The organism is Enterococcus sp. MSG3290, assembly GCF_050555565.1.
Taxonomy (GTDB): Bacteria; Bacillota; Bacilli; order Lactobacillales; family Enterococcaceae; genus Enterococcus_B; species Enterococcus_B faecium.
This window is the reverse complement of sequence record NZ_CP187862.1, coordinates 1,201,142-1,222,159: the sequence shown is the minus strand read 5'-3', so window position 1 is coordinate 1,222,159 and position 21,018 is coordinate 1,201,142. Positions and strand designations below refer to the sequence as shown.

Genomic DNA, 21,018 nt, shown 5'->3' with positions numbered 1-21,018 from the left:
AAACAATGTTTATTTTGCTTCGTACCACGTTTTTCCCCAACTGCTGTCAGTGATCAGTGGTACATGAAGAGAAACAGCTTGTTCCATAACTTCCTTCACCAATTTATCTAATGATTCAAGTTCTTTTTCCGGTACCTCGAAGACAAGTTCATCATGAACTTGTAACAGCATCGTAGCTTGAAGACCTGTTTCTTTTAATCGTTTATCCAATTCGATCATCGCGATTTTCAAAATATCAGCAGCACTTCCTTGGATTGGTGTATTGATAGCTGTTCGTTCCGCAAAAGAACGGATATTGTAATTTCTTGAATTGATGTCTGGCAGATATCGACGGCGGTGATACAGCGTTTCGACGTAGCCTTGGTCTTTTGCTTCGCGTACGATTCTTTCCATATATTCTTTGACACCTGGGTATTTTTCAAAGTACGTATCGATGTATTGCTGTGCTGCTTTTCGGCTGATTCCTAGATTTTGTGAAAGTCCGTAATCAGAGATGCCATACACGATACCAAAATTCACTGCTTTTGCCTGCCTACGCATATTTGGTGTGACATCCTCTGCCTTTTCGATTCCAAATACACGCATCGCTGTGCTGGCATGGATATCTTGACCTTCTAGGAAGGCAGCTTTCAAATGTTCATCATTTGAGATATGCGCAAGTACGCGTAACTCGATTTGTGAATAGTCAGAAGAATAAATCAGCCAGTCTTTTTCTCTAGGAACAAATGCCTGACGTATCTTTCTCCCTTCATCTAATCGAATCGGGATGTTCTGCAAATTAGGATCAACAGAGCTTAATCGTCCTGTTTGGGTCAATGTCTGGACATAACGGGTATGCACTTTTCCATCTGATTGGATCACTTTCAGCAGTCCCTCGACATAGGTAGATTGAATTTTTGCAATTTGACGATAGGTGAGGATATCCTCTACGATTGGTGCTTGTTCACGAAGCTGTTCCAGTACATCTACAGCTGTGGAATATCCAGTTTTTGTTTTTTTGATAACGGGTAATCCCATTTTTTCAAATAAGATCACTCCTAATTGCTTTGGTGAATTCAAATTGAATTCTTCGCCGGCTTCTTCGTAGATTTTTTGTTCGATCTCTCTTAAGCGAGCAGAGAACTCGCCCTTCATTTCTTGTAAGCGAGTCGCATCTACTTTGATCCCGCTTATTTCCATCTCTGCCAAAATGATAGACAATGGCAGTTCCATTTTCCGGAAAAGATCTTCTTGGTTTTTATCTGCCAGTTCTTGGCTCAATTTTGGTGTCAACGCATTGATTGCAGCTACTTTTCGCGCTAAATGAGCAAAAAAGAGTTCCTCTTCTTCTGGTAAACCTTTTTTCGCCCCTTTGCCGTATACAGCTTCATCTGATTGGATATCGTTGTATCCGTAATGAGCAGCTATTCCTTCGATATCTGTGCTTTTTTCATTCGTATCAAGAAGGTATGCACCTAGCAAGACATCAAAATCGATTCCTTTCGTTTTTCCAGTATAGCGGTTTAAAGCAACATAAGTTCGTTTCGCATCATATACTTTTTTCAGCCGAGTCGGATCAGTGATCCAAGAATGGAACGCTCGGTTTTCGAATACAGATAGATCGTTCGTGACATAAATTTTCTTTTCTGTCCCCCACGCTACTCCGACGATTTCCTCTGTATGATAATTGTCGCCCATCATTTCCACGTACAACGCCATATCCGTAGTAAACATTTCCTCTTTGAATTCATGAACGACTTCAAACAAAATATCATCCATTTTTACTTCTTCTTCTACGATATTCAATTTAGAAAGGAACTGATTGAAATCCATTTCTTTATAAAACGGAACGAGTTTATCGAGATTTTTCCCTTCATACTTCAATGAGTCGATAGAGACATCCACAGGCGCTGAAGTATTGATGGTCGCCAATTTTTTCGATAAGAAAGCCTGCTCTTTGTCATTTATCAGATTTTCTTTCATTTTGCTTTGCTTCATTTCATCGATATGTTCATAAATTCCTTCGACTGAGCCATATTGTTTCAATAGCTTGATAGCTGTTTTTTCACCGATTTTAGTCACACCGGGGATATTGTCAGAGGCATCTCCGGCTAGTCCCTTCATGTCAATAATCTGTTTTGGCGTCAACCCATCATATTTTTCCGCTACATGTTCTGGTGTATAGCTTTCGATATCGCTGACACCTTTTACAGTGATATCCACTTTTACTTCTTTACTAGCTAATTGAGTCAAATCCCGATCACCTGAAAGCACGACGACATCAAATTGATCTTTGTCTACTTTTTCTGCCAAAGTACCGATAATATCATCTGCTTCATAATTGGGCAATTCGTAATACTGTACCCCTAGTCCTGTCAACAAATCACGTATATATGGCATTTGTTCTTTGAATTCGCCAGGTGTTTTGGATCTTCCACCTTTGTACTCCGCATACATCTCTGTCCGAAAAGTCGTTTTTCCTGCATCGAACGCAACCAGAACATGAGTCGGTTGCTCTTTTTGCATAACATTTTCAAACATCGTATTGAATGCATAGATTGCATTTGTATGAAGACCGTTTCTATTTTTGAAACGTTCAAGAGAATTGTGAAGCGCAAAGAATGCGCGAAAAGCCACACTGTTCCCATCAACGAGTAATAATTTATTTTTTGTCATCTTCTTAACTCCTTACTGTAAAGTTCTTATTCATTCTAACAAAGAATCCTGCGGAATGCGAAAAGAAAAAGCGGGACCATACCAAATAATTCGGTATAGCCCCAACTGATGAATTTTTTTCTTTTTTAGTTGTTCCGTCCAAAGATTCTCAGAAACGCCAAGAACAAGTTGATAAAGTCCAAATACAGCTTCAATGCCATGAATACAGCAATTCCACTATGTGCTGTTCCGTTTGTCTGGACATAGATATTACGGATGCTTTGGTTATCATAAGCTGTAATCCCTGCAAAGATGACGACTAACAGTAGGGAGATGAACAACTCAACTGCGCTACTTCTCAAAATGAAGATGTTCAAGACTAGTGCAATGATTACTCCGATTAAAGCTGCCTGTCCTGCTCTTCCAACCCCGCTAAGATCTCTTTTTGTTGTTACTCCGACAACAGACATCCCCATGAACATCAAGGTAGCTGTCAAGAAAGCTTGCGTTACTGTTCCAATATCGTAGTATGCAAGAGTAACTGCTAATGTTATGCCATTCAAAAGAGAGTAGGCAATAAATCCACCGATTGCTAAGCTCGGATTCTTTTGTGCTTTTACGCCTAGAACCATTACTAAAATCAGTTCAACGATCCACAGACCCACAAAGCCTAGTGGAAAATTATTGATAAAAGTTGCTAATTGCAAAGGGAATACCCAAAGAGCCAAGTAAGAAGTGGCTGCACTAAGGGCAAGTCCCATACCTAAAAATCCATAAACTTTTGCATAAAAACGATTGATACCTGACATTGATGTACTTGGATTATTCATTCAATTCACCTTCACTTTCGATTGCTATTTCCAATTCAGGAACTTGTGGCGGTTGGACCATAACGACAGCATCCAACACACGATCTTCGTTCGTATTCTCCGCTTCTACAGAAATCGTCACCACATCCTTCATCTTATCTACTTTTATGACCTCAAACTGAAAAGTCAGTGTTTCATAATGGAAAACCGGTTCAATAAAATTGACAGAAAAATTGACAACATGTGATCCTGGTCCAGGAAGATGCTTTGAAATTGCACTTGTGATGATCCCCATCAGCATCACTGATGGAACGATTGGCTGTTGATATTCTGTTTTTTGTGCAAAGTCATGTTGGATATACAAAGGATTTGCATCATTCGTCAATCCCAAATACAGCAAAAGCTGGTTATCTTCAATAGATTCTGTTAAGGATAACGAGTCGCCTTCCTCGATTTCATTTATTGTTTTTCCTAGTTTTCTCGGCTTACCTATGTTCAAGATAGAAACCCTCCAGTTTATTTTTAATCATACATTATTGTACCAAAAGTAGCGTAAAAGGCAAGTTCTGCTCCCTTGATTTAACAGATTCCTATAGTTTACAGAGGTCGTGAAAAAGCTGTCCTGCATCAAGTAATAAGAACAGCCAAGAAAAAACAGCTTCTCATGTTTTTGATTTGGTTGGGCTTATTACCGCAGATGTAAGCTTTTGAACACCGTTTATCAGAGGTTGTGAAAAAGCTGCCCTGCATCAAGTAATAAGAACAGCCAAGAAAAACAGCTTCTCATGTTTTTGATTTGGTTGGGCTTATTACCGCAGATGCAAGATTTTGAACACCGTTTATCTGAGGTCGTGAAAAAGCTGCCCTGCATCAAGTAATAAGAATAGTCAAATAAAAATAGCTCCTCATATTTTTCATTTGGCTGGACTTATTACCGCAGATGCAAGCTTTTGAACACCGTTTATCATAAGTTGCAAAAAAGGGGGCTTGGCAAGATTTTTGCCACTCCCCCTCTTTCTATTTTTATAAGGACACTGCAGTAATTGTATTACAGTACATTTTTCGTCGTGCTGCTTAAAAGTTTTTCATACGCTTGTTCAAATTTTTGAACATCTCCAGCACCCATGAAGATTACTACTGCATCATGATAATCTAACAATGGAGATACATTATTTTCTTTGATGACTTCTCCACCTTTTTTGATTTTCGCTCCAAGGTCTTCAATCTTAACGTTTCCTTGTTCTTCCCGAGCCGAACCAAAAATATCGCATAAGTAAACTTTATCAGCTAAATCAAGTGCTTCTGCAAATTCATCCATCAATGCAATCGTACGCGTAAACGTATGGGGTTGGAAAACTGCAATTATTTCTTTATCTGGATATTTTTGGCGTGCGCCATCAATCGTTGCTTTGATCTCTGCAGGGTGATGCGCATAATCATCGACTACGGTCATGTCTGCTACGATCTTTTCACTGAATCGACGTTTTACTCCTGGGAAAGTCAGCATTTCTTCTGCAACTTCTTTCAGATCCAGTTTTTCGAAATAAGCTACTGCAATAACACCTAAAGCATTTAAGATATTGTGTTTACCGAATGCTGGTACAGTGAAGTGCCCAACAAATTCATCCCCATGATAGACATCAAAAGCAGAACCAGAAGTTGTGCGTTCGATGTTTCGTGCTTGGATATCATCGTTTTCTGTGACACCATAATAATAAATCGGCACATCTGCTTTTAATTTGCGTAAATAAGCATCGTCACCATACGCAAAAATAGCTTTTTTCACTTGTCCAGCCATTGTTTGGAAAGCTGTAAATACATCGTCGATACTTGTATAATAATCCGGATGATCAAAATCGATATTGGTCATGATTGCATAGTCTGGTGAATAGGCAAGGAAATGACGGCGATATTCACAGGCCTCAAATGAAAAGAATTCCGCTTGCGGATCACCATGTCCTGTTCCATCTCCAATTAGATAACTTGTTGGACGGACACCACTCAATACATGAGAGAGCAGTCCAGTCGTACTTGTTTTTCCGTGAGAGCCTGTTACAGCGATACTCGTATAGTTTTGGATAAAATGACCAATAAAGTCGTGATAGCGAATCACTTCCAAACCTAATTCTTTTGCTCGCTGGATTTCTTCATGTGAATCAGGAAATGCATTTCCTGCAATGATCGTCATCCCTGGTTTTACATTATCTGCGTTAAATGGCAGAATCGTGATATTTGCTTTTTCTAAATCTCTTTGTGTAAAGAAATATTTTTCAATGTCTGATCCTTGGACATTTAGACCTTGTTCATGTAAAACAAGAGCCAAGGAGCTCATTCCTGAACCTTTGATACCAACAAAATGATACAATTTATTTTGATTTTCCATTTGAATCCTCTTCTCTTATCTAGCGTCCATTCTTTTAGCTATTACATTCAACACGCTCCTCATTATCTTATAAACGATTGAAAATTTCAACCAAATTTATTTGGAAAGGAGGATTCGCTTGCTAAAATGGTCAAGTACGGGAAAAATCCGTTTTTATTGACTCTTTAATTCTGGTGTAAGAAGACCAAACTTCCTCTGATATATCAATGTGAGGAATAAAATCTTTTCCTTTCGGACCATAGCCGTTCTCATCGTCATGGAGTCGTTCCATTTCTCCTAATACTAGCGCATGGAAATATTCCTTAGGCCATTGGTGGTTCAGTTCTTTTGCTGTAAAGATGATCTCTTCAGAAAAGTGAAGGATTTCCGGCACAAATGGCACAGCATTCGCGAAAATAGTTTGTTCATTTTGCCATACTTTCTCAAAAGTTGCTCGAGTCCTGCGTTGCAGTGTCGGATCATTCATCAATAAGATTTTTTCTGGTACAGCTCCTAAGGAATGAAGAATCTCCAGTGAAAAAGTGGCGTTCTCTCCAGAATTTGTAGACTTCGATTCTATCAGAAAAGCCTTATCGGGCAAATCATAGACTTCTTTTAGATACTGACGACAGATTTCACTTTCACTCATGCCATCTTCAAAATGAAATCCTTGCTTTTCAAAATTCTCATAAAGGATTCTAGTCGCATGCCCCACCCCTCCGACCAAAAACAATTGATCTACTTGGCCATTTAAATACATTTGTGCTGCTTTATCAGCTAAGATAGGAAGACAGTTTCCAGCTAAAATAAGTGTAGGTGCCGTCAGTTCCTCAAAATTTCCCTCTTCAGGTGCGGCTAAAAAATTTAATAGCTGATTCCAGTCTTTTAGATTCCTCTGCTCACTTTTTTCCAAAGGCCTTCTATCCTTTCATCTGATTTTTTGTGCTTCATTAAAGTCTTCTCTTTTTGTCTCAATCCATTTGATTTCTCCATGACATCTTCCACAACGATATTTGCGTACATCGATTCTTCTCTTGCGGCAGATCGTGGCAGAACAATCTTGGCATCGATAATACTCCATCTTTATCTGTTTCTTCGTCAAGGCTGGTGCATAGCGCAACCCTCCTGTTTTTTTCAAAAGATACTTGAAATCCATATCTTTATGCTGATACCCTCTTCCAGCTAGATGAAGATGATAATGGCAAAGTTCATGTTTGATGATTCCTGCAATCGTCTCTTCGTCTGACTCTTCAAATAGCTTCGCATTAAAATCTAAATGATGATCGTTTAAATGATAGCGCCCGCCAGTTGTACGTAAGCGTGGATTGAACATTGCTTGGTGCTTGAAAGGAAGCTGGAAGCTTTTTAATGATATCTCTTCTACTAACTGCTGCAGTTCTTCTTGTGTCAATTTTTGTTACTCCTCATTGTTACTCTTCATAAGGGGAAAGCATCGTCAAACTGATTCTGCCTTTTTTCGTATCGACTTGTTCTATCCAAACTGTTACGATATCTCCTACTGACACGACATCTGTAGGATGCTTGACGAATTTTTTGCTGAGTTTCGATATATGGACAAGTCCGTCTTGCTTCACACCGATATCAACAAATGCGCCGAAGTCAATGACATTACGGACCGTTCCAGTCAATTCCATCCCTGGTTTCAAGTCTTCCATACTCAATACATCTGTACGTAATAAGGGCGCTGGCATCTCATCACGCATATCTCGTCCAGGTTGTGTCAGCCCAGCTAAAATATCGGCTAACGTTTCTTCTCCGACTGATAGGCTTTCAGCCAGTTTCTCTACGGATAATCGTGTCAATTTTTCTACTGCTTCTTCTGTACCAAGCTCTTTTTCTGAAAGTTGGACTGAAGTTAATATTTCTTTTGCAATAGAATAGCTTTCGGGATGGATACCTGTGTTGTCCAAAATGTTTTTCCCACCAGGGACTCGCAAGAATCCGATTGCTTGTTCATATGCTTTTGGTCCTAAGCGTGGCACTTTTTTCAATTGAGTTCGTGCGGTGAATTCTCCGTTTTCTTCACGATAAATGACAATGTTTTGGGCAGTTGTTTTATTCAATCCTGATATATGCTGCAAGAGCTGCGGGCTTGCTGTATTCACATCCACGCCTACTTGGTTAACCGCTGTTTCCACAACAAAATCCAATTGTTCAGCCAAACGTTTTTGAGAAACGTCATGTTGGTACTGGCCTACTCCGACAGCTTTAGGATCGATTTTGACTAATTCAGCTAAAGGATCTTGCAGGCGACGGGCAATAGAAACAGCACTTCTTTCTTCAACTTGTAGATGTGGGAATTCTTTTCGTGCAATTTCACTAGCGGAGTAAACAGAAGCACCTGCTTCGTTGACGATGGCGTAATAGGTTTTATGGTCGGCGGATTTCAACTGCTCAGCCACAAAAAGTTCAGATTCCCGACTGGCTGTACCATTTCCGATAGCTACCATATCTACTTGATATTTATTAATTAATTGGATAAAAGCTGGTCCAGCAGCTTCTCTTTTTGCTTGCGCTGCAGGTTTATGAGGATAAATAACTTCGATTGCTAAAACTTTCCCTGTCGCATCTACGACTGCTAGTTTACATCCAGTACGATAAGCCGGATCAAATCCCAGGACAACTTTACCTTTTAGTGGCGGTTGCAACAAAAGATTACGGAGGTTTTCGCCGAAAATAGCGATTGCTTGCTCATCTGCCTTTTCAGTCAATTCATTGCGCAGTTCTCGCTCGATTGCTGGCTGAATAAAGCGTTTATAACTATCCTGATAGGCTTCTCTGACGAATGAAGAAGAAGGAGAGGCAGGATTTTTGACTATTTGGCGATCCAAGTAAGCTAAAATTGCTGCTTCATCTACTTGAAGGAATACTTTCAGAATATCTTCTTTTTCTCCACGATTAGTAGCTAATATTCGATGAGAAACCATTTTATGGACGGGTTCTGCAAAGTCATAATACATTTCATATACGCCTTTTTCATCTGCTTGCTCATCCTTGACATTGCTGACATACATACCTTTGTTATACGTATAAGACCGAATCCAAGTCCGAAATTTTGCATTATCGCTGACTTGTTCAGCAATAATCTCATGAGCACCGTGCAACGCTTCTTCGGCAGAAGAGACTTCTTTTTCTTTGTCAATATATTTTTCTGCTTCAGATTGCACTTCTCCATCTGTAAGCTGCATCAGCCACTTCGCGAGTGGTTCAAGTCCTTTTTCTTTAGCAATCGTTGCTTTTGTCCGTCGTTTTTGTTTGTATGGACGATACAAATCTTCCACTTGTTGCATTTTCACGGCTTGGGTGATTTCTGCTTCTAACTCGGGAGTCAGTTTCCCTTGTTCATCGATTAGCCGAATCACTTCAGTTTTACGTTTTTCTAAGTTTTCAAGATAGGCATATCGCTCTTCGATTTCACGAATCTGGACTTCATCAAGACTTCCAGTCATTTCTTTTCGGTAACGCGCGATAAAAGGAACAGTGTTTCCTTCATTTAACAAATTAAGTACAGTAGTCAACTGCTTGGGACGATAGTCTGAAAGCTCTTTTTGTACAAGCTGAATGATCGTCTGGTTCAAATTTTCCGTCATTAAAATGCCTCTTTTCTGCTAAAAATTGCTTCTTTATTCTATCATACTTTTTATCCTAGGTTAAACTACTGAAAGAAACAATATTCTCTATACAAATAAAAAGAGCCGCAACAAAGTCACAGCTCCTTCATTCTTTCCATTAGTCAGATTCCATGCCAAGGTCCTTCGTTGTTCTGATATTCAATGTCTTGAAGAATACCTTCCTTGTCAAAAACAACCCCATGCAATGACCCTCCAAATACAGCTCCACCGTCCATGCCGATTTTATGATCATGGATCCAGAGGTCTGTTGTCTGCATATCTCCATGGAGCATGGGTGTAATCGTATGTCCAAATACAATTGTCTTACCTGTATTGTTTTTCCCTTCATGAAATGGTTCCCGTATCCAAATAAAGTCTCTTAGACTTGTCTTACGCCAGTCTTTCTTTGTCAAATCCACACCGGCATGGACAAAAAGATAATTTTCCCATTCATAATACAAGGGGCGCTGGACTAAAAATTTAATCAGTTCTGAATATCTCGATTGGATCATCATCGAGATTTCAGTTGGGGAGTATTCCTCCGATGCCCCTGGGTGAAGCAGGCTTTCAAACGTTTCTTTTCCACCATTTCTCATATAAGGCGCATACCAGTCCTCCGGTGATTGCAGAAATTGCAAAAAATATTCTTCATGGTTTCCCCGGAGGTAAATGGCTCCTGTTTCTTCGACTAATTGCTTTCCTAATAAAAAACATTCTTTTGTACGAGGACCTCGATCATTGAGATCCCCTAATAAAACAAGCTGATGGATCTTTGGATCATAATAGTGAATAAGTTTTTCAAAAAGCTCATATTTGCCATGGACATCCCCAATAGCATAAAGTAATGATTTCATGTGGATCACCATCCTCAACGCTAGTATAGCGCATATTGGAAATGGTCGACAATCAAAACTATTGTTTTCTATTTACTTAAAGCTGTAAACCGCAGTTCTGCTTCTTCTGGAGAGATTCCATGGTCTTGAACATAGCGATTGCGCGGATGTTTCGCACACTCTATGCTACATGCTCCTAAATGTTTTTCTTCATTTTCAATGGAAGCAAGAATCTGACGATTGCACTCAGGATTGCTACAATTGATATATCGTTCACATGGTGTTCCGTCAAACCAGTCGCGACCGACGATTTGTTTATCTACTTGGTTGATATCGACAGCGATCCGTTCATCAAACACATACATCTTGCCGTCCCATAATTCTCCTTGGACTTCAGGATCCTTACCATAAGTAGCAATACCGCCATGCAGCTGTCCGACATCTTTGAATCCTTCACGGACAAGCCAACCAGAAAACTTCTCGCAACGAATGCCACCAGTACAGTAGGTCACTACCCGTTTTTCCATAAATTCTTCTTTGTGCTCGCGGATCCAGTCTGGAAGCTCTCGAAAACTGCGTATATCTGGGCGTACAGCCCCTCGAAAATGTCCCAAGTCATATTCATAATCATTCCGTGCATCAATCACCACTGTCTGTTCATCTAAAATAGCTTCTTTAAATTCTTGCGGTGAAAGATAAGCACCTGTCACTTGGTTTGGATCAATGTCCTCTTCTAGCTTTAAACTTACAAGCTCTGGACGGTATCTTACAAACATCTTCTTAAAGGCATGTCCTTCGCTTGGATCGATCTTGAACATCGTATCAGCAAATCGAGGATCAGCTTTCATTGCTTCCATATAGGCAGTTGTGTTTTCAACGGTTCCAGACACAGTACCATTTATTCCTTCTTCAGCTACTAGAATACGACCTTTAAGATCCAAAGATTTGCAAAAGGCTAAATGATTTTTGGCAAATTCCTCTGGTTCTTCGATTTTTGTATAATTGTAATAAAGCAGTACTTGATAATCCATGTATTTCTTCCTTCCTTCTTTTCGTTCCTAAACAGTATAAAGAAGGCGTTCGCATTTGACGATTTATTTGCTTGTGTATAATTACGCATGGAAAGTTTTTTTGTTTACATAATATTATTATTTGAATTAAAAAGACTTCGCTTTCCTGTTTCGCACAGAAAAACAAAGTCTTTATTTCTATTATTTACCTGTAACCGCAAAGTAGTTGCCATCGGGATCAGCAAAGTTAAAGACATATTCTTCTCCAAGCTGTACCATATCACCTAATGTGACTGATTGCGTCTGCATTTTTTTATATAGTCCAAAGATATCTTTACTGTAAAACATCAAAGATGGGGCACTAGTAGCTGTGCCAGGTGAATGGGACTCAACAAATGCTCGATCATATAACAGAAATGAGGTTTGACTATCCTCAACTCCTACTTCAATTATAAGCGTCCCATCCATTTCTTGACGATCTTTTTCTGCAAAGCCAACTGCTCTCCAAAACGTTGCATTTTTTTCTACATCGTCCACATAAAGCATGATTTTTATTTCATTCGTAAACATCTGTTTCCTCCTAAACGATCTGTTCTAACATTCTCAACTTTGTCAGTTTACCATAGGAAAATGGGAAAATCTACGAAAGCTCTCAACAGAATCGTCCTACTTAAATACGCTTTTCTTTAATAATAAATAAGTTGGTTGTTTTTGTTATTCACGCTTTCACTTTTCGGAATAAATAATATGTGTTTATATGGAATAAATAAAAAAAGAGGTCGTGACTAAAAACAAGTCACAACCTCTGGTAAACGGTGTTCTCCTGACAACTCCTCGGTCACAAGACACAATATTCAACAAACATGAGAAGCTATTTTTTGAAATTGCTCTTTGTGACTCAGAGTGAAACGGCAGGCTCACGACCTCTTTCTTAAACGGTGTTCAAAAGCTTGCATCTGCGGTAATAAGCTCAACCAAACGTAAAATATGAGGAACTATTTTTGTTTGGCTGTTCTTATTACTTGATGCAGGGCAGCTTTTTCACAACCTCTTATTCACGGTGTTTCAGAAGTAGCTTCTCGGAAATAAGCCGAAATTTCACAAAAATTTGAGAAACTATTTTTAGGAAACTTCTTCTTATTTCTTAAAGCTGACCACTTCTATCACAACCTCTTTTTGACTATGCATTCACATCGATCACTTTAGAATCATCATTGATGACATCGCGATCTAAATCTTTGATGCGTGCACTTGTCACGATACCAGCTACCATGCTACCGCTGACGTTTACTGCTGTACGTGCCATATCGATCAATGGTTCGACAGAGATAACTAACCCAACGATTGCTACTGGCAAGTTCATTGCCCCTAAAACGATCAGTGAAGCAAATGTTGCGCCCCCACCGACTCCAGCTACACCAAAAGAACTGATTGTTACAATTGCCACAAGCATCAAAATAAATTCCAAACTAAAGACATTCACTCCAGCTGCTGGTGCGACGATCGTTGCCAACATAGCTGGATAAACGCCAGCACAGCCGTTTTGTCCAATAGACAAACCAAAACTTGCTGAGAAATTAGCTGTTGCATCATCTACTCCTAAAGCTTTTGTCTGAGTCTCGATATTCAATGGCAAAGCTCCAGCACTTGAACGTGAAGTAAACGCAAAGCTCAATACCGGAAAGGCTTTTTTGAAATAGTTGATTGGATTGACTTTTGCACCAATCAAAATCAGTGAGTGGACAATCAAAACAGCAAGCAATGCTACGTAAGAAGCAACGACAAATTTACCTAAATTGACGATAGCTGCAAAATCACTTGTTGCCAAAACGTTTGTCATCAAAGCAAATACTCCATAAGGTGTCAAACGCAAAACAAGCGTCACGATCCGCATAATGATTTTATACAGACTGTCGACTAAATCTGAAAAGAATGCTGCTTCTTTTGGCGCTTTTCTTTTCACGCCTAGATAAGCGATTCCGACAAATGCCGCGAAAATAACGACTCCAATCGTACTTGTTGCACGACTACCTGCTAAATCAGCAAATACGTTTTTAGGGATAAAGGATAAAATCTGCTGTGGAATCGATAAGTTTTCAACTGTTTCCTGACGTGTTGCCAGTTCAGAGATTCGTGCTGTTTCTGCAGCTCCTTGTGTGAATTTAGCTCCTTGGAGTCCGAACAGCATTGTTGAACCAATTCCGATCAATGCTGCAATAGCTGTTGTTCCAAGTAAAGAAGTCAATACAGTCGCACTAATTTTCCCTAGCTTTTCAGAAACTTTCATTTTTGTGAATGCACCAATGATCGAAATAAACACTAAAGGCATAACTAGCATTTGCAAGAATGATACATATCCTTGACCTACAATCCCGATCCATTCCATGGATTGAGTAACGACTTTGTCGTCTACACCAAAGATCAATTGAAGCAGACCGCCAAAGACGATACCAACTCCTAATGCTGTAAAGACGCGTGTTGAAAATTTTGTATGGCGCTTTTGCATACGATAGAACACATATAATAATGCCGCAAAAACTAGAACCACTAAAACTGTGATGAGTGTTGTCATTTTTCTCCTCCTCATATTATTAATGACAAGTCCATCGAAGGAAGTAAAGGTTCCCGAGAATGATTCTTCAACCATCCTCCTGAAAAAATTTTTTTCAGTGACTTTTATATTTTAGACGATTTTTATCGAAATGACATTCTTTTTGCTTACAATTAGTAATAAAAAAACATACCTGTGATAGCTTTAATCTATCACAAGTATGTTTTTACTGTCTATTCTTGTTTTTCTGATTGAAAATTCAATTTTACCCCAGGCTGATCTAAGGCGATCTCTGTCACCTCATAAGACATCCGGCGTACGATATCGAATAACGGTGCTACTAGCTCGTCCACTTCTTCTTGTGTGACATCATTTTGACCTTCAATTTTCCGATTGAGGATATGATTGATCTGACTCACACTTCCAGATAAAACATATGTATCAAACACTAAACGGAACTCTAAGCGTGCTCCTACGATGCTATGTTCTTTCGGATAGTTTTCGATCGTTTCTTTTAAAGGCGAGAAACCCACTTTCAAATCTGTTTCTACATCTTGATTTGGCAATCTCATATCATAATGAAATGCTTCTACAACTTCTTTTTGTCTTCTGATTTCCATATAATTTTATCACTCCTTTATGAAAATTATAACATATCTCCTTTGAAAGGGGATACTACTTTTTAATGATGCTCTGCAAGGTAAGGATTTCATTCAGATTTCCTACCACATAATCTGCCGGGATCTCACCCAGAAAATGATCGATGTCGTAAAGACAAGTAGCGACTCCTGCATTTTTCCCTGCTTCGATATCTAAACGACGATCGCCGATCATCATCGTGTCTGTTCTTTCTAAATGAAAAGTATCGATCAAATAATTTAAAGATGCTGGATTAGGTTTACGAGGAAAGTCCTGATCGATCCCTACTACTTCCTCAATCAGATGTGCCAATCGATGTTCTTTTAACAGGCCCCATGTTGATTCTGTCAAACGATGGGTCAGGATGAAATGACGACCGCCGTTGTCTTTTAGCATTTCCAGTACTTGTTTCGTTTCTGGAAATGGACGGGAAACTTCCGTACTTTCTTTTTCATATCGGTGAAATAATTCATTAAACTCTTTGGCGTTCAAGTTTGATTCATTGATCAAATAACTAGTAGAATACTTTTTCATTTTGAAGTAGATTTCTTTTTTGTCCATACTGATACCAAAATCTTTTAGTGCTTGCCATGCACCATCTACCATTGCGGGATACGTATCAAACAATGTACCATCAAAGTCCCATATATAATTTTTCATGTTCCTTTTGTTCCATTCCTTTGCTTCTTTTTTCTATCTCTCACTTTAGATAAAGGTGTTCTTTAAAGTATTTTTTTGTCCAGAATTGTCAAATCATCTGCTAATGTATACTGGATTGGTTGTGCATTTGGGATATCGATCGTATCCATTTGATCTTCAGGAACATCTTCTAAATATTTTGTCAGTGCTCGGATGCTATTACCATGACCCACAACTAGTAAATCTTGCCGATCTTTTAGTTTTGGTGCTAGATGATCTTGCCATAAGGGAATGATCCGATTCACTGTCATTTCCAGACTTTCTCCGTATGGGATCAAATGCGGGTCCAAGTGATCATATCTGCGGTCAAATCTATTTTCTGCGGTTAACGGCGGAACTTCCGTATATCCTCTGCGCCATTTTTTTACTTGATCTTTTCCGTATATTTCTTTCATCTTATCTTTGTTTTTACCCACAAGATCCCCATAATGCCGTTCATTTAGACGCCATGTTTTTATTATAGGAAGCCATAACTGACCCATTTCTTCTAGTGCGACTTGTCCGGTAAGAATCGCACGTTTCAAAACAGAGGTATAAACGGCATCGAATTGAAGGCCAGCTTCAAGCATTTTTTGACCGGCTACTGCTGCTTGTTCTTTTCCTTTTTCTGTTAAGGCGACATCTAGCCATCCTGTCCAGTAATTTTCAAAATTTGCTTCGCTTTCGCCATGACGTAATAATACTAATTTCATTCTTTTCTCCCTTAAACATTCGTTTCGAATTTTATACCACATGTTTTGCATGTCACGCGTATTCGTCCTTTTCCTTTAGGCGCACGCTGCTTTTGATGACAATTCGGGCACTCAAAAAAAGTATAACTTTTTCGATCCATTTTAGCTTGCTTTTTGTTTGTTATCTGATGATATTTTTCTTTGACTCTATCAAGATATTTCAAATAACGTTGATTCTCATTTAGTCTGGGGTAGATTTTTTTTGATAGGAAACGAAATATCATCCATCCGAAAAAGACGATGAACAACAATTGTCCGATTCTATAGGGCAACCAACGACTTAGCAAACTAAAGACAAGCGCAGCGATCAATAGACCGCGATTCAACTGATCAAATTTCGCATATCTTCCCTGCATAAGTTTGTGATAGTTCTGCTGAAATCGTATTAGCCTTTCTAACCATGTTTGCATCATATTATCTCCTCCATCATCTAATATTTATTATGACAAAAAAATCCAAAAAGAAAAAGCCTTAATTGGCCTTTTCCATTGCAACTTGGTGAAGGACATTCCGATTTCTGGTAAAGTCAATCACAATCACTTTCTTTTTATCTTCTCTGTTGACTACTCGAAATGTGTCCGTCAATGGAAGAAACAGCTTCTTAGATGGTAGCTGTTGCATACGTATAAAACGATGGATCATCGTAATCAATTGAGGAAATTGAATAGACGTGTGAAGCAGACCTGGATATTTTTTCAACAGCTGTGTCGTTTTGATCAGATTCCGTTTTTTACTGATCACTTTTAAAAAGCTTTTTAGAATCTTTTGCTGACGTCTAAAAATAGAAAAAGAATTTTCGTCATCTATTTGATAACGCATTTGTTTTTGCAGTTCTGCTGCAGTCAGATGGATCTTCCCATCGTTTGTATCGATCATTAAACCTTCTGGAAACAGTTCAACCACTGCTCGATCCCAAGATTCAAGAGAAAGCTCGATATAATCTTTTACTGGTAATTCCAATTCTACCTTAAAAAAGTGCAAAACAGCCGACAGCCCTTCTGCTTGATAGATTTCTCCTAATGTTAGCCCCTCTAGATGGAACTCTGGTGAAAAATGCAGCAATGTTTTATTTTCCTGCAATTGAACATATAGAAATGTAGATCGCTCAATCAGAGTATCTTTTAAAACAACTAAAAAATTCATTTTTCTCCCCCTTTTTTCATCATTTTTAAAATAGCATATTTTGAAAAGAAAGTCTGATGCTTAGAGTAGAATTTCATAAAAATTTACTATTTCATAAGTATTCACGAGAAAAATACAAACAAAAAAGCGGAAATAACGCTCATCCGCCTTCTTGTTTATGTTTATTTCCTCTTCAAACGCTTGTCTATGATTCAGACTCTTCTCTATCTTTATTTTCATCTAAAAGTTCTTGCATTCCGATAATTTCTCGATATTGATGAATCTTAGTGATACCAATGACTTTGTCTACATCAATACTAAAACAAATACCATTACCTGGAATATCGATGTTGATGCCTTGACCAATCGCATCCATTACTTTATTCGTCAAACTATCGGGTACTAATGTCAACACAATATCTTTTTCTGGCGAAATGTCCAAACCTAAAAATTTCCCTGAATCATGTACACCAGAACCTCTTCCATGTAAGATCGTTCCGCCTGCTGCACCTGCTTCTTTTGAAAAGTCGATAACATCTTCGCCCGTTCCTCCGTCAACGATCGTCACAATCATGTGAAGATTCAATGCTACAAGATCTTTCATTTGCTTTCCCCCAATTTTTGCAATCTTTCTTTTTCGATTCTGTCTTTTTCATCTTTTCGTTTATAAATATATCCTAGTACTAAAGTGGATAATATTGGTGTCAATGCAATCATTGCAACCACACCAAACCCGTCAATGATCGGATCTCTTCCCTCAATTTGTGCAGCGATCGCCACGCTCATTGATAAAATAAATGTCGAACACATCGGACCCGTTGCTACTCCACCGTTGTCAAAAGCCATTGCTAAAAAGATCTTGTCCACTTTTCGTCCTAAAATAAATGCTAGCCCGTATCCTGGGATCAAGAAATAATAAAGAGAGAATCCGACGAGCAAACGCCACATAGACAACCCTACTGCTGCGCCAATCCCAATCGAAATCACCATCAGCATGACTTTCGATCGGATTCTCCCCTCGCTCAATTCTTCAACCTGTTTGACCATTACATGAATCGCCGGCTCAGCAAACCCTACTAAGAACCCCATTAAAAAGCCAAGGGGAACCAGTATATAATTGTAAGGCAATCCCGCAATAGCACTGCCTAAATGCTGTCCTACCGGTACATAAGCCATATTGACTCCGTGCAGGAAAAGGATCAACCCAATAGTCGTTATCAAGAAACCTTTCATAATGTCAAAGAAACGCTTTTTGCGCATACGAAAACTAATGATATTCATTAAAACAAATAGGATTACGATAGGTGCCACTGCCAAAATGACTTCCATGGTAACGATTTCGATTCCATCTATCACTTGCTGCCAGAAACTCATTGGAAGATCACCCCCAAAATCATCACGGCAAGAATCGGCCCTAACGAAGCAATACCGACCATTCCAAAACTGTCATTTTCATTTTTCTTTTGTTTGATCATGCTAGTCATCCCTCCGGCAAGGGCCAAAATAAACGGAACAGTTACTGGACCAGTAGTTACTCCGCCCGAATCAAAAGCAATCGGCATAAATTCGGAACTGGTGAAAAATGAGGCGATCAAAACGCCTATGTAGCCTATAGCCATCAATTGATAATAGGATAGCTTGAATACGACCCGAAGTAGCGCAAAGGCTAAAAATACTCCAGTGCCGACGCTGACGATCCCAATCAGCAACACTCTGCCAATCTCTCCGTCAGATATATCATATACTTGTTGTCCCAAAACTTGCACGGAAGGTTCAGCAATCGTGATCACGATCCCGATAGCAAATCCCAAACTGACCAAAACAGCCAAACTTTTCTTTTTGATCATATATTTCCCTACTAGATCTCCGACTTCCATCATAGAATAATCTGCTCCAAACAAAAAGAGCGTCATTCCGATCATCATGATTGCCGCACCAACCAGAAATGAAGCGAGGTCTTCTCCTTCTAACGGTGCAAAAACAAACGTTAAAATGACAATCAGGACAGTCATCGGCAATATAGCAGCAATCACTTCTTTAAAATTTTTTAGCATGTATCCTCCTCCTTTACTCTTTAAGTTTACCTTAAAATGAAAGAGTTTTCGAGCACAAACTTAAAACGTTATCATTTAATTTTTCTCAACATAAAATAACACGCGTCCCAAAAGTATCTTTTTACTTGGAAAAATGACTTTGAAGGAACGCGCTTATTGTGTTTTTTTATTTTACAGAGCCGATCATTCCTTGAACGAATTGCTTTTGCAAAACAAAAAATACGATGGCAGTTGGTAAAGTAGCGATGACTAATCCAGCCATGATCATTCCATAGTCTGGTGTATAGGAAGCACCCATAGCAGATAAAACAAGCGGAACCGTCCGTTTATCAGGAGATTGCAAAGCTACTAAGGGCCATAAATAATTGTTCCAGCTACTCATGAATGTGATGATTGCAGCCGCGGCATAGGTATTTTTAGCCGTCGGCATATACACTCTAAAAAAAATACTTAGTTCTTTTAGACCGTCTAATCGAGCGGCTTCTACTAGATCTTTTGGAAAAGATTTAACATTTTGTCGAAAGAAGAAGATCAAAAAAGCAGTGCTAACAGATGGCAGGATGACAACCAAGAAACTGTTGATTCCCAAAACCGTTCCGTTCAATTGTGAAAACATTCGATACAAAGGGATCATCAATGCCGCAAAAGGAACCATCATCGATAGCAGTAGAATATTGAAAATTAGGTCTTTTCGTTTACTTTGATAAATCTCAAATCCATATCCTGCCATTGACGAAATCAGTAATGCAAACACAGTGGTCACCAAAGCGATCATCGCTGAATTCCAAAGGGAACGAGTAAAATTCAGCTCATTGGAAAACAAATTTTGAAAATTGATGATCAAGTTACTGCCAATCTTTATTTTTCCCGATGTGATATCCACGGGTGTATTCGTCATTCCCAAAACCATCCAGACAAAAGGGAAAATGGAAATAAATGATAGGATGCTTAATGCTGTATACTTTAATACTGAACCAATTGTCGAACGAAGTTCTAATGCTTGTTTTTTGACGTTGGGGCGTTCGATTGTTTCTTTTTCTACCATATTTTTCATCGACTTTCTCCTCCTACTTTCGTTTGGATTATCGACAATATCACAATAAAGGAAACAATAACAAAGGAAACTGCTGCCGCATATCCAAAATTAGGCGTGAATTTATAACTCAAATTATAGATGTATTGAGATAGGGTGGTCGTTGCATTTGCTGGTCCCCCGCCAGTAATATTTTGTACTTCATCAAAAAGCTGCAATGTCCCGATCGTCGAAGTAATGGAAGTAAACAAAATGATTGGTTTTAAATTTGGGATCGTCACTTTGATAAACTGCTGCCATTTAGAAGCACCGTCAATAGATGCTGCTTCATAAATCTCCGAATCAATATTTTGCATGCCTGAAAGGAAAAAAATCATATTGTATCCAGTCCAACGCCAAGTGATCGAAAGAATGATCAGAACTCTCGCCCAAATTGGATGAGTCAACCAGCCAATCGGTGTGTCAATCATACCAATGCCCAACAACAAGTTGTTTACAAGGCCAGATTGAGAAAATAGACTTTTCATGATCAGAGAATAACTGACCATCGAAGTGATACATGGAAGAAAGATAGCGGTTCGAAACAACCCTTTATATTTCAACTTTTTATCATTTAAAAGGTTGGAAATAAAAAGTGCTAGAAACAACATGATCGGTACTTGTACAAGTAAATACAGGAATGTATTAAAAAAAGCTTTTTTAAAAGTTGCATCTGTCAACATCCGCTGATAATTACCTAACCCGTTAAATGTCATATTGACAGGGGGACCACTTTGAAAAGACGTGATCAAAGCCAAAACCATCGGAATAAAAACCATGATTGATATCAAAATGACTGGCAAGATTAAAAAAGCATGCCCGTTTTTGAATAAATCTTTCTGCTTCATTCTTTTCCCTCCAATTCTATCA

21 protein-coding genes are annotated in these 21,018 nt (G+C 38.8%); all 21 read right to left on the bottom strand.

Annotated elements, in window-relative coordinates; all coding sequences use genetic code 11:
• Positions 1-9: 9 nt before the first annotated feature.
• The 21 genes from polA to IGL31_RS05655 all read right to left on the bottom strand — a co-directional run bounded on the left by polA (position 10) and on the right by IGL31_RS05655 (position 20,996).
• On the bottom strand, positions 10-2,655 hold the full coding sequence (gene polA / locus IGL31_RS05755) for a DNA polymerase I (RefSeq protein WP_002303538.1): 2,646 nt from the start codon (positions 2,653-2,655) through the stop codon (positions 10-12).
• Between the two features lie 125 nt (positions 2,656-2,780).
• Positions 2,781-3,464, bottom strand: a complete 684-nt coding sequence (locus tag IGL31_RS05750) for a Bax inhibitor-1/YccA family protein (RefSeq protein WP_002324016.1) — start codon at positions 3,462-3,464, stop codon at positions 2,781-2,783.
• The gene (locus IGL31_RS05745) at positions 3,457-3,942 is read right to left on the bottom strand and encodes a MaoC/PaaZ C-terminal domain-containing protein (protein ID WP_002296398.1); all 486 of its coding nucleotides are present in this window, start codon (positions 3,940-3,942) and stop codon (positions 3,457-3,459) included. Before IGL31_RS05745 ends, IGL31_RS05750 begins: the two co-directional genes overlap by 8 nt.
• Positions 3,943-4,491: 549 nt before the next feature.
• Positions 4,492-5,826, bottom strand: a complete 1,335-nt coding sequence (murC, locus tag IGL31_RS05740; protein ID WP_002324015.1) for a UDP-N-acetylmuramate--L-alanine ligase — start codon at positions 5,824-5,826, stop codon at positions 4,492-4,494.
• A gap of 130 nt (positions 5,827-5,956) precedes the next feature.
• Positions 5,957-6,718 carry a YdcF family protein gene (locus tag IGL31_RS05735; RefSeq protein ID WP_002296401.1) on the bottom strand — a complete coding sequence of 254 codons (762 nt, stop codon included), beginning with the start codon at positions 6,716-6,718 and terminating at the stop codon, positions 5,957-5,959.
• A 15-nt stretch (positions 6,719-6,733) separates the two neighbouring features.
• Complete coding sequence (locus IGL31_RS05730) at positions 6,734-7,216, bottom strand: SprT family protein (protein ID WP_002296402.1); 483 nt, start codon at positions 7,214-7,216, stop codon at positions 6,734-6,736.
• A gap of 19 nt (positions 7,217-7,235) precedes the next feature.
• Positions 7,236-9,416, bottom strand: coding sequence for a Tex family protein (locus IGL31_RS05725; RefSeq protein ID WP_002333586.1), 2,181 nt, complete (start codon positions 9,414-9,416; stop codon positions 7,236-7,238).
• 143 nt (positions 9,417-9,559) lie between these two features.
• A complete protein-coding gene (locus IGL31_RS05720; RefSeq protein WP_081156650.1) occupies positions 9,560-10,291 on the bottom strand; it encodes a metallophosphoesterase in 732 nt (243 codons plus the stop codon).
• Positions 10,292-10,359: 68 nt separating this feature from the next.
• The gene (locus IGL31_RS05715; RefSeq protein ID WP_002324948.1) at positions 10,360-11,301 is read right to left on the bottom strand and encodes a rhodanese-related sulfurtransferase; all 942 of its coding nucleotides are present in this window, start codon (positions 11,299-11,301) and stop codon (positions 10,360-10,362) included.
• Between the two features lie 180 nt (positions 11,302-11,481).
• Positions 11,482-11,850, bottom strand: a complete 369-nt coding sequence (locus IGL31_RS05710) for a lactoylglutathione lyase (RefSeq protein WP_002296407.1) — start codon at positions 11,848-11,850, stop codon at positions 11,482-11,484.
• A gap of 610 nt (positions 11,851-12,460) precedes the next feature.
• Entirely contained in the window at positions 12,461-13,852 is a 1,392-nt protein-coding gene (locus IGL31_RS05705) for an L-cystine transporter (protein WP_002295194.1), read from the bottom strand.
• Between the two features lie 212 nt (positions 13,853-14,064).
• A complete protein-coding gene (locus IGL31_RS05700) occupies positions 14,065-14,451 on the bottom strand; it encodes a DUF1149 family protein (protein ID WP_081156649.1) in 387 nt (128 codons plus the stop codon).
• 55 nt (positions 14,452-14,506) lie between these two features.
• Positions 14,507-15,130, bottom strand: a complete 624-nt coding sequence (locus IGL31_RS05695) for an HAD-IA family hydrolase (RefSeq protein WP_002325748.1) — start codon at positions 15,128-15,130, stop codon at positions 14,507-14,509.
• A 62-nt stretch (positions 15,131-15,192) separates the two neighbouring features.
• Complete coding sequence (locus IGL31_RS05690; RefSeq protein ID WP_002324009.1) at positions 15,193-15,861, bottom strand: 2,3-bisphosphoglycerate-dependent phosphoglycerate mutase; 669 nt, start codon at positions 15,859-15,861, stop codon at positions 15,193-15,195.
• A gap of 11 nt (positions 15,862-15,872) precedes the next feature.
• A complete protein-coding gene (locus tag IGL31_RS05685) occupies positions 15,873-16,313 on the bottom strand; it encodes a hypothetical protein (protein ID WP_002324957.1) in 441 nt (146 codons plus the stop codon).
• Positions 16,314-16,371: 58 nt separating this feature from the next.
• A complete protein-coding gene (locus IGL31_RS05680) occupies positions 16,372-17,043 on the bottom strand; it encodes a transcriptional regulator (RefSeq protein WP_002295199.1) in 672 nt (223 codons plus the stop codon).
• A 184-nt stretch (positions 17,044-17,227) separates the two neighbouring features.
• A complete protein-coding gene (locus IGL31_RS05675; protein WP_081156648.1) occupies positions 17,228-17,626 on the bottom strand; it encodes a P-II family nitrogen regulator in 399 nt (132 codons plus the stop codon).
• Positions 17,623-18,396 carry a DUF1538 domain-containing protein gene (locus tag IGL31_RS05670; protein ID WP_002324958.1) on the bottom strand — a complete coding sequence of 258 codons (774 nt, stop codon included), beginning with the start codon at positions 18,394-18,396 and terminating at the stop codon, positions 17,623-17,625. Before IGL31_RS05670 ends, IGL31_RS05675 begins: the two co-directional genes overlap by 4 nt.
• Complete coding sequence (locus IGL31_RS05665; protein WP_002292009.1) at positions 18,393-19,076, bottom strand: DUF1538 domain-containing protein; 684 nt, start codon at positions 19,074-19,076, stop codon at positions 18,393-18,395. Before IGL31_RS05665 ends, IGL31_RS05670 begins: the two co-directional genes overlap by 4 nt.
• A gap of 166 nt (positions 19,077-19,242) precedes the next feature.
• Complete coding sequence (locus tag IGL31_RS05660; protein ID WP_002289130.1) at positions 19,243-20,130, bottom strand: carbohydrate ABC transporter permease; 888 nt, start codon at positions 20,128-20,130, stop codon at positions 19,243-19,245.
• Entirely contained in the window at positions 20,127-20,996 is an 870-nt protein-coding gene (locus tag IGL31_RS05655; protein WP_002289132.1) for a carbohydrate ABC transporter permease, read from the bottom strand. The genes IGL31_RS05660 and IGL31_RS05655 overlap by 4 nt, the downstream gene beginning before the upstream one ends.
• Positions 20,997-21,018 lie beyond the last annotated feature (22 nt).

Coding starts and splice junctions, on each gene's coding strand:
- polA (WP_002303538.1), bottom strand. CDS start 2,655: ATGACAAAAAATAAATTATTACTCGTTGATGGGAACAGTGTGGCTTTT.
- IGL31_RS05750 (WP_002324016.1), bottom strand. CDS start 3,464: ATGAATAATCCAAGTACATCAATGTCAGGTATCAATCGTTTTTATGCA.
- murC (WP_002324015.1), bottom strand. CDS start 5,826: ATGGAAAATCAAAATAAATTGTATCATTTTGTTGGTATCAAAGGTTCA.
- IGL31_RS05725 (WP_002333586.1), bottom strand. CDS start 9,416: ATGACGGAAAATTTGAACCAGACGATCATTCAGCTTGTACAAAAAGAG.
- IGL31_RS05720 (WP_081156650.1), bottom strand. CDS start 10,291: ATGAAATCATTACTTTATGCTATTGGGGATGTCCATGGCAAATATGAG.
- IGL31_RS05715 (WP_002324948.1), bottom strand. CDS start 11,301: ATGGATTATCAAGTACTGCTTTATTACAATTATACAAAAATCGAAGAA.
- IGL31_RS05710 (WP_002296407.1), bottom strand. CDS start 11,850: ATGTTTACGAATGAAATAAAAATCATGCTTTATGTGGACGATGTAGAA.
- IGL31_RS05705 (WP_002295194.1), bottom strand. CDS start 13,852: ATGACAACACTCATCACAGTTTTAGTGGTTCTAGTTTTTGCGGCATTA.
- IGL31_RS05700 (WP_081156649.1), bottom strand. CDS start 14,451: ATGGAAATCAGAAGACAAAAAGAAGTTGTAGAAGCATTTCATTATGAT.
- IGL31_RS05695 (WP_002325748.1), bottom strand. CDS start 15,130: ATGAAAAATTATATATGGGACTTTGATGGTACATTGTTTGATACGTAT.
- IGL31_RS05690 (WP_002324009.1), bottom strand. CDS start 15,861: ATGAAATTAGTATTATTACGTCATGGCGAAAGCGAAGCAAATTTTGAA.
- IGL31_RS05685 (WP_002324957.1), bottom strand. CDS start 16,313: ATGATGCAAACATGGTTAGAAAGGCTAATACGATTTCAGCAGAACTAT.
- IGL31_RS05680 (WP_002295199.1), bottom strand. CDS start 17,043: ATGAATTTTTTAGTTGTTTTAAAAGATACTCTGATTGAGCGATCTACA.
- IGL31_RS05675 (WP_081156648.1), bottom strand. CDS start 17,626: ATGAAAGATCTTGTAGCATTGAATCTTCACATGATTGTGACGATCGTT.
- IGL31_RS05670 (WP_002324958.1), bottom strand. CDS start 18,396: ATGAGTTTCTGGCAGCAAGTGATAGATGGAATCGAAATCGTTACCATG.
- IGL31_RS05665 (WP_002292009.1), bottom strand. CDS start 19,076: ATGCTAAAAAATTTTAAAGAAGTGATTGCTGCTATATTGCCGATGACT.
- IGL31_RS05660 (WP_002289130.1), bottom strand. CDS start 20,130: ATGAAAAATATGGTAGAAAAAGAAACAATCGAACGCCCCAACGTCAAA.
- IGL31_RS05655 (WP_002289132.1), bottom strand. CDS start 20,996: ATGAAGCAGAAAGATTTATTCAAAAACGGGCATGCTTTTTTAATCTTG.